Annotated in this window: 12 protein-coding genes; 8 read left to right on the top strand and 4 right to left on the bottom strand. The window is 35.0% G+C overall.

Going from position 1 to position 13050, the window contains the following annotated elements:
• Positions 1-7: 7 nt before the first annotated feature.
• The 3 genes from PHY84_RS06660 to ppsA form a co-directional block, all read right to left on the bottom strand.
• The gene (locus PHY84_RS06660) at positions 8-355 is read right to left on the bottom strand and encodes a hypothetical protein (protein ID WP_299858590.1); all 348 of its coding nucleotides are present in this window, start codon (positions 353-355) and stop codon (positions 8-10) included.
• A 72-nt stretch (positions 356-427) separates the two neighbouring features.
• Positions 428-1516, bottom strand: a complete 1089-nt coding sequence (locus PHY84_RS06655; protein WP_299858589.1) for a methyl-accepting chemotaxis protein — start codon at positions 1514-1516, stop codon at positions 428-430.
• Positions 1517-1670: 154 nt separating this feature from the next.
• A complete protein-coding gene (gene ppsA, locus PHY84_RS06650; RefSeq protein ID WP_299858588.1) occupies positions 1671-4055 on the bottom strand; it encodes a phosphoenolpyruvate synthase in 2385 nt (794 codons plus the stop codon).
• A gap of 124 nt (positions 4056-4179) precedes the next feature.
• Here ppsA and PHY84_RS06645 point away from each other — a divergent pair, with 124 nt between their 5' ends.
• The 4 genes from PHY84_RS06645 (at position 4180) to PHY84_RS06630 (ending at position 8228) form a co-directional block, all read left to right on the top strand.
• On the top strand, positions 4180-4461 hold the full coding sequence (locus tag PHY84_RS06645) for a hypothetical protein (RefSeq protein WP_299858587.1): 282 nt from the start codon (positions 4180-4182) through the stop codon (positions 4459-4461).
• Positions 4458-6539 (top strand): phosphate acetyltransferase, encoded by a 2082-nt coding sequence (pta, locus tag PHY84_RS06640; RefSeq protein ID WP_299858586.1) that lies wholly within the window; start codon positions 4458-4460, stop codon positions 6537-6539. Before PHY84_RS06645 ends, pta begins: the two co-directional genes overlap by 4 nt.
• Complete coding sequence (locus PHY84_RS06635) at positions 6536-7720, top strand: acetate kinase (RefSeq protein ID WP_299858585.1); 1185 nt, start codon at positions 6536-6538, stop codon at positions 7718-7720. The genes pta and PHY84_RS06635 overlap by 4 nt, the downstream gene beginning before the upstream one ends.
• Positions 7721-7928: 208 nt before the next feature.
• On the top strand, positions 7929-8228 hold the full coding sequence (locus PHY84_RS06630) for an STAS-like domain-containing protein (protein ID WP_299858584.1): 300 nt from the start codon (positions 7929-7931) through the stop codon (positions 8226-8228).
• Here the strand turns inward: PHY84_RS06630 and PHY84_RS06625 are convergent.
• Complete coding sequence (locus tag PHY84_RS06625) at positions 8225-9061, bottom strand: hypothetical protein (RefSeq protein WP_299858583.1); 837 nt, start codon at positions 9059-9061, stop codon at positions 8225-8227. The genes PHY84_RS06630 and PHY84_RS06625 overlap by 4 nt on opposite strands.
• A gap of 1169 nt (positions 9062-10230) precedes the next feature.
• On the opposite strand from PHY84_RS06625, the gene PHY84_RS06620 reads away from it, so the two are divergent.
• The 4 genes from PHY84_RS06620 (at position 10231) to PHY84_RS06605 (ending at position 12898) form a co-directional block, all read left to right on the top strand.
• A complete protein-coding gene (locus tag PHY84_RS06620; RefSeq protein WP_299858582.1) occupies positions 10231-11817 on the top strand; it encodes a hypothetical protein in 1587 nt (528 codons plus the stop codon).
• A gap of 175 nt (positions 11818-11992) precedes the next feature.
• The gene (locus PHY84_RS06615) at positions 11993-12514 is read left to right on the top strand and encodes a hypothetical protein (RefSeq protein WP_299858581.1); all 522 of its coding nucleotides are present in this window, start codon (positions 11993-11995) and stop codon (positions 12512-12514) included.
• Between the two features lie 5 nt (positions 12515-12519).
• Positions 12520-12747 carry a hypothetical protein gene (locus PHY84_RS06610; RefSeq protein ID WP_299858580.1) on the top strand — a complete coding sequence of 76 codons (228 nt, stop codon included), beginning with the start codon at positions 12520-12522 and terminating at the stop codon, positions 12745-12747.
• Positions 12737-12898 carry a hypothetical protein gene (locus PHY84_RS06605; RefSeq protein WP_299858579.1) on the top strand — a complete coding sequence of 54 codons (162 nt, stop codon included), beginning with the start codon at positions 12737-12739 and terminating at the stop codon, positions 12896-12898. Before PHY84_RS06610 ends, PHY84_RS06605 begins: the two co-directional genes overlap by 11 nt.
• The last annotated feature ends 152 nt before the right edge of the window (positions 12899-13050 follow it).

Below are 13050 nucleotides of genomic sequence, written 5' to 3'. Positions count from 1 at the left end.
TTGAGGGCTAGTTACTTCTAGGACCTCTGTTGGCTCTGTTTTCTTGCATCTGCTTATTTTGTCCCTCAAGCAGTTCTATCTTGGTCACTTTGCCATCACCATCCGCATCAAGAGATTTAAAATCGGGCGCATTTCCGACATTTCTCATCATTCTTTGGTTTTGGTTCTGTCTATCTTTTAACCTCTCTTCTCTGACTTTGGTATGCTCATCCTCAGTTATAAAGCCGTCTTTATTGATATCAAACACTTCAAAAGGTATTGGACCTCTACTAGGCATTTCAGCCGCACAAAGATTCGATACCGACACTACCGCTGCAACAAAACTCAAGCCTATGAACTTAGTAAACTTTTTCATTTTACACCTCTTTGTTAATATAAGAACATTGTAGCAAATATATGTGAAATTATTGTGAAATTTCTATTCTTGCTATCGTTCTTTAGAAAGTCTATCTAAAAGCCTAAAAAGCTCTTCACTTGCATTTTCTGCTGCTTTAAAATTTTGGATAATTTTCTCTGCTTCATCACAAATACCGCTTTTTATACATTTGACTGATTCTATAATATTTTGATGCACCAGACTATGCGGGGATTCAAGCATCTTATAGCTTTGCGTGTGTCCGAAACGCTCTTTTCCGATGCCGCCGTCATACCATTTTCCAAGACGGCATGTGTGATGATCTACGAAATGGGCATCCTTGTCTTGATGTAACATCGCTTTATAGGCATTGGTCTTGAACAAAAGATGATCCAGTTTTATCAATCCTATAAATGTCGTATCCAAAACATGATCGGTTGAAAGGGCTATTTTCTCCCCTTGTACCGCAAATTCCTGCAACGAATTTTCAAATTTGTGCGTCAACTGTTCAGATTCATCGGCAATACTCATCATGGATTCCGATGTTTCTTGAATGCTGGCAGATTCTTGCTTTAATGTATTGATTGTGATTTCAACCTCTCTGGTCGCTTTTTGTGTTCTCTCTGCCAGTTTACGTACCTCATCGGCAACGACTGCAAAGCCACGACCGTGTTCGCCCGCACGAGCAGCCTCAATAGCCGCATTCAGTGCCAGCAAATTTGTCTGATCGGCAATATCGTTAATCAAGCTCATTAGCCCGGAAACATCACTGATACCGCCGCTAAGTCGTTGCACTCCGTCATGCGAGCGGTTAATGGACTCCATTAATTTGGAGAGATTGCCGGATATGTCAGAGAGACTATGGCGTGAGTCGGAAGAGGAAGATTTTGAATACTGCTGCATTTCAATCAGCGAGTTGACACTTTGGGCAAAATCACCTTGTATAACAGGAAGATTGTTCATACATCCGAGCAAGAGAAGTTCTGTCAACTCCTCCCCTAACGCCGATTCTTTCATTCGCTCCTCTTCACCTCGGTGAATTTGTTGCAAATCCAAATTTTCACGCTCCAGCTTCGTCAATCGCTCTTGTAAGTCATCTCGCTGGGCTTCCAATTTTCTTATTTCTTGAGACATTTCATTGATTTTACTACGACCAAACATACATAATCCTTTCTTTGCTGCAATTGAATCAGAGGATACACTTGTTGCACAATGTGATAATTATGCAATAACCCAATTGGTTATTTAACAAAACATACTAACTCTTTAATTCTTAAAAGTTGTTTTGCTACTGATTAAAAGCGGTAGTTATCGGCTAAATACTTTCCGATTTCCCTTCCAACTCACTGACAACCTGACGCATCTTAAAGAGCGAATCAGGGTTGAGCGAGATGGAGTCTATGCCGTTTTGTACCAAAAACTCCGTTATTTCAGGGTAGTCTGAGGGGGCTTGTCCACAGATGCCTATGTATTTGCCTCTTGTTTTGCATGCCTCTATCGCCATTTGCAGCATTCTCTTTACTGCTTCGTTTCTCTCGTCAAATATATGGGCGATTTTTGCACTCTCTCTGTCAACTCCTAGAGTAAGTTGCGTCAGATCGTTTGAGCCGATGGAGTAGCCGTCAAACACCTCTAAAAACTTATCGGCTAAGATGACATTTGCCGGAATTTCACACATTGCATAGATTTCAAGCCCTTTTTCGCCCTGAACAAGCCCTTTTTCTCTCATGACGGCTATCACTTTTTTGCCCTCCTCGGGTGTACGGACAAATGGAATCATGATTTTCATATTGTCAAGCCCCATCTCTTCACGCACCCGCTTTAACGCTTCACACTCCCACTCAAAGGCTTCACGGTAGCTCTCATCATAGTAGCGGCTAGCACCCCGAAAACCTATCATCGGGTTCTCCTCTTGTGCCTCATAATCAAATCCGCCTCGCATCCCACGGTACTCGTTGCTTTTAAAATCACTCGTTCGTATAATGACGGGTTTTGGATAAAAAGCCGCCGCAATCATTCCTACACCCTCGCTGATTTTTTGGAGAAAAAACTCTTTTGTGTCACTATATGGGGTCATAAAAGAGCGGATTTGCTCTTCGTCTTGCACACTTTTACCTTTGCGCATGTCTATAAGTGCCATAGGGTGTGCGTTGATGGAGTTGTTCATGATAAACTCCATTCGGGCAAGCCCAACTCCGTCATTTGGCATTTGTGCGAAACCAAAAGCCTCTGCGGGATTGCCGACATTGACAAAGAGTTTGGTTTTTGTGGGTTGAAGTTGGCTCATATCTATGGTTTTGATGGCGTACTCAAGCTCTCCCTCATACACGTGCCCCTCATCACCATCGGCACAACTTACCGTCACTTTTTGTCCATCTTGTAAAATTGCTGTTGCGTCAACACACCCAACCACGGCAGGAACACCTATCTCTCGTGCCACGATTGCCGCATGGCATGTACGGCTTCCACGGTTGGTTACAACTGCCGCCGCTTTTTTCATAACAGGCTCCCAGTCGGGGTTTGTCGTATCTGCCACCAAGACGTTTCCCTCTTTAAAGCGGGCAAATTCGGAGGTATCGTTGATGATGCAAACTTCTCCGCTTCCTATTTTCTCGCCAATCGCACGTCCGGATGTGAGTATCTTTGCCCCTTTTGCGCTTAGTGAATATTTTTGGCTTGTGATGCTTTTGTTCTGTTTGCTCATAACCGTCTCAGGTCTTGCCTGAACGATGTAAAGTTTGCCGTCATTTCCGTCTTTTGCCCACTCGATGTCCATAGGTCGCCCATAATGCTCTTCAATAGCAACCGCCTGTTTGGCAAGCGTCACTGCCTCATCATCAGTGATGGAAAATCGGTTTTGCTCCTCTTGCGTTGTTTGGATGTTGAGCGTTCGTGAGGCGGCGTCATAGAGCATCTTCTCTTTTTTGCTTCCCAAAGAGCGTTTTAAAATAGTGGTTATGCCATTTTTAAGTGTCGGTTTAAAGAGAAAAAATTCATCGGCATTTACTCGCCCGCTTACCACGTTTTCGCCAAGCCCCCAGATGGAGTTGATGAGGATGAGATTTTCAGAACCGCTCTCTGTGTCTATGGTAAACATAATCCCGCTAGAAGAGATGTCGCTTCGCACCATCTTCTGCACGCCCACAGAGAGAGCAACTTTGAAATGGTCAAACCCACGGCTTGTACGGTAGCTGATGGCACGGTCGGTAAAGAGTGAAGCAAAACACTTTAAGACACACGCCAAAAGCTCCTTATCGCTGCTTACATTTAAAAAAGTCTCCTGCTGCCCTGCAAAAGAGGCATCGGGCAAATCTTCGGCAGTTCCTGAAGAGCGAACCGCTACATCGATATTTTGCGAGCCATACTCATTTGATAGAGTTTTGTATGCTTCAAGGAGTTCGTCTGCCAAAACTTTTGGAAGGTGTGCGTTTAAGATAAGCGTGCGGACTTCAAGTCCGCGCTTTTGGAGATTGCCGGTATCGTTTATGTCCAAATCGCTCAGTATATGGGCAATTTTATCTTTAATACCGTTTTGTTCAAGAAGCAGCCAATAAGCATCGCTTGTCGTGGCAAACCCGTTTGGAACAGCTACCCCCTTTGGGGTTAGGTTTTGGTACATCTCCCCAAGCGAAGCGTTTTTGCCGCCGACTATGGAAATATCACCGATACTAAGTTCATTGAAAAAGCGAATATAGCGCATAAAAAACCTTTTGGTCAAAATATACAAATCATACTCCAAAAACTTAAATATCGCTCCTTGCAATAAAAATATGCTAAACTAAAGTAAAAGAAAATTTCTGGCTTGTTGCCATGAGGAGAAAAAAATGAAACGATTTCTAGCAATGCTGCTTCTTGTCTTTCTTGCAGGATGCGGCTCTAAAGAGGTTGTTGTTACAAAAGGGTACTTTTACTTTAGCGGAAATACAAAAGGAGTAGAGATTTCTATTGACAAAGGGCAGAGGTTTGGTGTTGTGGCGGGGCAAACCAACCTCTATACGATTGTCTCCGGAAGTCATACAATCGATGTCTATAGGGGCAATTTAAAAATTATAAGCTATACCTTTGTTATTCACGAAGGTCTTGCCAGAGAGATTGTAGTAGAATGAAAATAAACACGCTCTATATATCGGCGCAAGAGAAAAATGTCGGTGCGCTTTTTGTCTCTATGGGGATGATGGAACTTCTCAAGCGAAACATCGACAAGGTGGCTTTTTTTCGCCCCATCATCACATCCAAAGAGGCAATGGATAGAGATATAGAGTTTATGGTTGAGCGCTATGGGCTTGGTATGAAGTATGAGGAGTGTTATGGATTTGACCTTGATAGCTTGGAGACGCTTCTTGCAGCAGACGGGGTGGATGAGGTTATGGGTACTCTTGTGGCAAAATTTCAAAAGCTTGGGGAGCGTTACGATTTTATCCTCTGCGAGGGGATTGCCCGCTCACTTTTACCGCTTAACCAAAACTATGACCTCAATGCGCTTATCGCTCAAAATTTCGGTGCTTCCATCATCAACATCATCAACGCTAAAGATAGAACGGCGCAAGAGATTTATGAAAATATCACTATCGAAAAAGAGCATCTTCTCTCCCTGAACTCTTTATGTTTTGCGACTTTTATAAGCCGCATCGATGCTCAAAAACAGGCTTTTTTTGAAACACATTTTGGGGGAGCCGAACAAAATATCTACTTTTTAAAAGAACTCGGAGAGCTTGATGTGCCGACACTTGAAGATGTTGTTGAGACGCTTGAAGCCAAAAAGATAGTTTTCTGCCAAAACGACAACGCAAGAGCCATTCGGGGTTTTAAGATTGCCGCATCGGGAGTTGAGAGTTTTTTGGAGCAGATAAAAGAAGATGATTTGGTGATTGTCGATGCAGAGCGTTCAGATATCATCTTGGGGCTTATCGCCTCATTTTACTCAAAAGAACACCCAAAAATCAACGCTGTTCTTTTTGTAAACGGAGCAGAACTTCATCCAAATATCGCAAAGATTATTGGAGGGCTAAAAGAGTACAACATCCCTTTTTTAAACATACAAAGCAATGCTTTTGAGAGCGCAAAAAAATTGCTCCATGTACGCTCAAGACTGCGCCAGAGCAGCGAGAGAAAGATAGCGTTGGCACTGGGTCTTTTTAACGCCAGCATTGACGCCTCCGTGCTTGAAGCAAAGATTCAGACACAAAAAAGCGATGTTGTGACGCCTGTTATGTTTGAGTACAAACTCTTTGAGACGGCACGCAAAAAGAGAAAAAGAGTTGTTTTGCCGGAGAGTTGCGATGAGAGGATTTTGCGGGCGGCTGAGATAGTTTTGCGCCGTGATGTGTGTGATATCATCTTTTTAGGCAAAGAGGATGAGGTACGGGAGCACTCTCAAAAACTGGGGATAGACATCAGCAAAGCAACCATCATAAACCATGAAACATCCGAACTTTTTGAGGAGTTTTGCAACACCTTTTACGAGATGAGAAAAGCCAAAGGACTTACACTTCAAGCCGCCAAAGATGCCATGATACATGTAAACTATTTTGCCACGATGATGGTACATCTGGGGTATGCAGATGCGATGGTAAGCGGAGCGATGCACGCAACGGCGGACACCATCAGACCGGCACTGCAAATCATCAAAACAACACCGGAGACCAAGCTTGTTTCAAGTCTCTTTTTTATGTGTCTTAAGACAAAAGTTTTGGTTTACGGCGATTGTGCGCTCAACCAAAATCCAAACGCAACTGAACTTGCCCAAATCGCCATCTCTTGCGCCCAAACCGCCCAGCTCTTTGGCATAGAGCCAAAAGTTGCTATGCTCTCCTACTCAACAGGAAGCAGCGGCAGCGGGGCAGATGTGGACAAAGTACGAGAAGCAGCGCAAATAGTCAAAACTCTCCAGCCAAATCTTAAAATCGATGGACCGATTCAGTACGATGCAGCCATCGACAAAGAGGTAGCATCCATTAAACTTCCAAACTCCGAGGTGGCGGGGGAGGCAACAGTCTTTATATTTCCAGACCTAAACACAGGAAACAACACCTACAAAGCCGTCCAGCGTTCAAGCGATGCCATAGCCATCGGACCGATTTTGCAGGGACTAAAAAAGCCCGTGAATGATTTAAGTCGCGGGTGCAGTGTCGGGGATATCGTCAATACCATCCTTATCACGGCGATTCAAGCGGGAAACATATGAAAATAGCCGTTATCAACTCAGGAAGCTCTTCCATCAAGTTTAAACTCTTTTTGATGCCAAGCGGCGAGGTTTTGGCACAGATGATTGTTGAAAAAATCGCCGAGCATACATCGAAAATAACGCTCCGTTTCAAAAACGAGACAAAAGAGCTGCATCAACATATCGCCAACCACCATGAGGGGCTGAAGTTTATCAACTCCACGCTCAAAGAGCTGCATATCGTGGAGCATTTTTCATCGCTTGATGCCATTGCGCATAGAGTGGTGCATGGTGGAGACTTTTTCCAAAATGCCACACTTATAGATGGGGCGGCTATCCAAAAGATAAAAGAGTTTATCCCGCTTGCGCCGCTGCACAATCCGTCTAATCTTGAGGGGATTCTGGTAACTCTTAAAAAAGCTCCCAATGTCCCGCAGATAGCCGTTTTTGATACGGCATTTCATGCAACGATGCCAAGGGAGGCGTATCTTTATGCTCTGCCGCTCTCTCTTTATGAAAAGCATAAAATCCGCCGCTACGGTTTTCACGGAACTTCACACGCCTATGTAATGCAAGAAGTCGCAAAAGAGATGGGAAAAAGCCAAAAAGCACTAAACATCATAACGCTTCACCTAGGAGGCGGCTCAAGCGCATGTGCCATCAAAGCGGGCAAAAGCATCGACACATCTATGGGTTTTACCCCGCTTGAAGGGCTGATGATGGGTACAAGAAGCGGAGATATAGACCCCGCAATTATCCTCTATCTTCAAAGAGAGCTAGGTTTTAGCATAGAGCAAGTCGATAAACTTTTAAACAAAGAGAGCGGGCTTTTGGGGGTATGCGGCGAGATAGATGTGCGTGAAATCCAAAAAAAAGATGATGAACACGCACGCACAGCCATAGAGATGATGGCACGAAGAGCAAAAAAATACATAGGCGCATATATCGCTCTTTTAGGAAGAGTTGATGCTATCGCCCTAACAGCAGGTATCGGAGAAAACTCCTCTTTGATGCGAGAAAAGATTCTGCAAGATTTAGAGCTACTGGGCATAGAACTGGACAAAGAGGCAAACAGCCAAAACTCAAAAAAAATCTCAAAACCAAACTCCAAAATAGAAGTTTTCGTTGTCAAAACAGATGAAGAGCTCCAAATGGCAAGAGAGGCATCGGTTCTTGTCGCCAATTCTAAAGGGCACCTCTAAATATAGCTGCCACCTAATTTAACTCCTATAAATAAATTATTTTTTTATATACATATTGCAACTTTAAAACTTAAGGGCACCTCTAAAAATAAAGCCGATTTAGTATAGATATTATCGTAACGGTGTATATTTAATTAATTAGCAATATGCTAAAGTTGTATGTTTTTGATATACTTTCACAAAAATTTCATAAGGAGGACTTGTAGCAATGGTAATAAACGTCAAAAGCGAAACTGGTGGTTTTGAGTTTATTGGCTCAAGAGGTGCTGGTGAAATAATTAGAAAAAAAATGAAAAAAGAGCTAGATAAAAAAGGCGGTTCTGTTACGCTTGATTTTGTAGGTGTTGAACAAGTAACGCAATCTTTTATAGATGAATTCTTTGGAATTTTTATAAGGGCTTTTGGTATTGAATATATCAGAGGGAAAGTAAGACTAGTAAATGAAACAGAAGGCATAAAAGACACTATTAACTTCGTTATTAAATACTCCAAAGAGAAGATTGCTTAAAAGTAATCTTCGTCTTTATCATCAATCATTTCACTCCATAGATAGTTCTTTTTAAAATAATCCATATCATAATTTATATTGGATTCAAAAAACTCAAAAGATACAACAACACCACTCCAAGGATTATCTAATATTATTGTCTCAAAATTACCATTTTCATATCTAACAAGCGTATCATTTGAAATAATTACAAATCTACCTTCCGTCATTTTTAAAATTTCAAACATTGCATATAGCCCATAACCAGCATTTTTTTCTTGTCCATACATTTTCTGTCTTGTTGAAGTGACTCCTTTTTTTAATGCTGCAAAAATAGCTTCTTCTTCACTTTCTATATCACTAAAATTTAACTTCAAGTTATTTAAAAATGCCACTCCCCTATCAGCTACAACAAACTGAACTTTTTTATTAGTTGGATAGTATTGTGCCATTACATAGCCACCTACCTTGGAATGTGAATGGTCGGCTACATTATTCATTAGCTCTAAGAATAAATATTGTAAATAATGCTTCAAATCTGTTTCATCATTTTTGTCCAAACTTTTAAAATTATTGAGCATTATTGATGTTAAATGTGTAGATATCTGCTCTAAACCATTCCTTGTTGATATTATTTCAATTGGAGTATATGTTTGATTTTCTCGATAATCATTTTCTATCATACTTCTCAAATACTGACAGTTTGTATTTATATTTATTTGATGCTCATTTTGATATGCTCTAATCATTGCAACAAATATAGGTTCAATCCAAGTAATATCATTAAAGTCTTTATTGCCCTCACCAAGCAAATACAAATAATGTTCAATATTAGATATTTTAATCTCTTTCATTTAAAAGCCTTTATTTAAGTATTCATCTTTAATTATACCTTAATTGCTTACAATCAATATGATTTTCCCTTACCCGCTATACTATTCATCCCCTTAACCACTCCGTTGCCCGTCAAACAATCTTCTTACCCTCCCACTTTTTAAACGATGGGATTGGGGAGCTTTTTTTGAAAAAAGCCTTTGAAAAAAAAAGTAACATGTAGGTAACTGCTAAAGTAATCGAAAAGGATTGTAAATGATATGTAGTAAAGTGGTGGACAGTGAGGGAATAAAAGAATTATAATATTCTTTAAAAAAATCCACATTATAGGGGTTTATAGTCATTTTTTAACCTTTTAAATAGGTTGCCCACTAGTTGCCCAATGGTTGCCCACTTTCTAAATTTATTATATTTTTTTTCCTCTTAAAATATACGGAAACTTGTATAAAAATAAAGAAGAATAAGGGCATTTGCTATTTTTAACTTATCTTGTAATAAAAGCATTTTGAAAAAATGCTATCTAAAAATATAAACCACTTAATAACCAATCAACATTTTTTTTATTTTTTTTATTTTTTTTTGTGCTAGATGCTTGTTTTGTTTGTTCAAATGTAAATATCTAAAATTTAAAATTACCTTGCTTTAATTGTTCAAATGTATGGCAATTAACAAAACATTTATGCTAGAGGTATTCTTTTTTTTCTTAACATGAAGCTAAAATTTAAACCACTTTTATAATAACCTTTTTGCTAATTAAAGCAAAAAGTCTAAAAGATTTAAACCACAAATATATAAAATATTTAAACATCTTAAAAATATAAATTGTTAGAAATATTTGCCTATTAAAAATTAAAATAATTTATTAACCATTTAAACCATTTCAAAAAATTAACAACCATTTTAATAATAATTTTACTTTACTAATTGCCATATCTATAATTTATAAATTTAGCATAGCAAATAAAAAAATAATAAAATTTTTTTTTTGCTTTTCATCACATCTATACCTAATAAATAATATAGATAATTCCTAATAAAAAAGAAAAAATAAAGAATATATAAAAGTTCCTTGACTAACTTTTAAAGAAGTGCGGACAAAATTAAATAAAAAAATTAACAAAAACTTTTAAGAATAGTTTAAAATACATCTTATAATAAAATTAAATATAAAAAAGGTGTAAAAAATAATATGTATAGTTCCAAAGAATTAAACCATTTTATGAACTTATTTTTAAACTTAAATAAGAAAATAAATTTTGATAATAATAAGTCTAATAAAATTATAGATTATTTGCAAGATATAAAATATATAACTAATGCTAATAAGTTTGATTATAATTTATCAAGTTTAAAAAAAGAATTAGAAAATAATTATAACAAGGTAAGCAATAATAATAAGAAATTTTTTACTTATAACCTTTTAGATAAATATAATAAAAATACTGGGGAAATAATAGAAAATAGTATTATAAAAATTGATGATATAGAAAATTTTAAATATGTTGATGATTTCTATTTAAAGCTAGATGAACCTATCAAAGATTTTAAAGAAATTGAATTAAAAAATTTAAAATATGAAGAAAAGAATAAGGGGCAATTTTTAAATAACCAAGATAAATTATATTCTTATAGAAAATTAGCAAAAGTAAAATATTTAGAATATATCTATAAAGATAAAGAAAAAGTATTTATAACTTTTACATTACCTAGTGAATACCACAAATATAAAAAGATTGGTAATAATTTAGTAGAAAATGAAAATTATAAGGGTGGTAATTTTATAGATAATATTGAAAATGGACTAAAAAGATTAAATGAAATACATGATTATTTTTACAATTTATTAAAAAAGTATGTTGCTAGATTGATAAAAACAAAGAACCCTATTAATGATTTAGAAAATAAAAAAGAAATTGGTTTTATTAAAATACTAGAACCTCATAAGAATTTACAAGGACATTTACATAGTCTTTTTTATATAGATAAAGAATTTTTAGAAATTTTAGATCATGTCTATGAATTAACTATTAAAAAATTTGAACTTATACAAACTAAAAAAGAAATATTGAAAAATGCTAAAAGTAGCACATACCTTAACAAATACCTAATAAAAACTACAAGGGATGAAAATAGATTTTATAATGAATATAAAAGATATTTTAGCAATATAAGATTATTTACAAGTTCTAATTATAAATATACAAACCAAGAAAGAATTAACTTAATGTATAGATACTTAGGAAAACATAGACCACATCTTATAAATGCTTATAAAAAGTCTAATAAACCTTTATATTACTATTTAGAACTATTAGAAAAAAAAGGGTTCTTTGAATTCCTAGAAGGGTCAAAAGAAACTATAAGTGTAGATAGAAAAAAATTAAAAGAAATTTATTATAAAGAAGTAGCACAAGAAAAAGAAAAAATAGAAATATTAAAAAATTTAGAGTGTGAATATGCCTTAAATGGTTTTAATAATATTAAAAAAGTAAATAAAATTATAGATGAAAATGGGCAAGAATATAAAAATAAAGATGATTTAATAAATTATGAAAAAGAAAAAGAAAGACTCCAAAATGCTAAAAAAGATTTAGAACATTTAGAAAATGAAATAATATTTAGAACAATTAAACAAGTTTATAAATGTGTAAATATACAAAAAAATAAACAAATATTAAAAGCATTTTATAAAAATAAAGAAATATTTAATAACCAAGAATGGATTTATAATAAAAATAAACTTAATATATTTAAAAAAATAGTCTTAATTGATTAAAAACATAATAAAAGTGTTTCAAATTGAAACATCTTAAAGAAATATTAAAGAATTATTAAAGTTTTCTTAAAAATACTTGACATTTATAAAATAATACGCTATAATATATACCATAATAAAGCTTAATACTTTATTAAAGAAATAAAATAATAAAAACAACTAAGGAAAAAATAAAATGAAAGACTTTATAAAAATAGAAATAATAGCAAAAGTTGGTGGGTATGACCTTAATAATGATGGAACTTTTCAAGTTCAAAATTTAAGCTTTAAAAATAATGGTGAATTAGTAAAAAATACTATTAAAGTTCATAAAGATATAAAAGAAGATGATTTAAAAAAATTGGTTGGTAAAACTTTAAAATTTGAAAATGTAAAAGAATATAAGCAAGGTTTTAAAAGTTATTACTCAAGTGATTCTATAAAATTATTAAGTGATGTGAATGTTGATTTTGAAATAAATAGGGAAATAACAATAAAAGCTGATAATGTGATAACTATGAAAGATAATAAAAGCACTAGAATACAAAGCATAGTATTAAATGAAACAAGACAAGATTTATTTAATATTACTATAAAAGATAAAATAAATTTAGAAAATTTAAAAGGTAAAACATTAAAAATAAAAGGTGTAAAAGTTGCTAAAACCGATAACGGGACTTTTTATTCTTCTAATGAATTGCCTCAAATCATAGGGTAAAACCTATGAAAAAAATAATAATAATTTTAACAATGATAAGTATAAGTTTAAGTGCTGCAAGTATTGATAGAACATTAAATACAAAAGATAGAGAAATTAAAAATTATGAAAATTTTAATATGATTGATAGAACATTAAATATTAAAGATAGAGAACTAAAAAATTATAAAAATTATCAAATGATAGATAGAACATTAAATATAAAAGATAGAGAACTTAAAAATGATAACTAAAATTAAAAATAATATAGGAAACATAATAATAATTTTAGGTGTTTTAATAATGATTGTTTTAACTATTATAGTAGTTAAAAGTGATGATCATAATTTAAAATTAGAAAAAATAAAAAAAGAATTTATAGCAAAAGGTGTAAAAATAAAATGAATAAGCAAGATATGTTTTATTATGAAGAGCCACTTGCAGATTCCCGCAAACAACCAATAATTTAAGCTAATTTAAATTTTAAAAAGCCTTTTGAAATCATGTAAATGTTATAATTTTTTACCACAAAAATAATACAAAACATCAATCAAATA

Source organism: Sulfurimonas sp. (assembly GCF_028694605.1).
In the GTDB taxonomy this organism is placed as follows: Bacteria; Campylobacterota; Campylobacteria; order Campylobacterales; family Sulfurimonadaceae; genus Sulfurimonas.
Note: the sequence above shows the minus strand (reverse complement) of the source record. Positions and strands in the feature narration are given on the sequence as shown.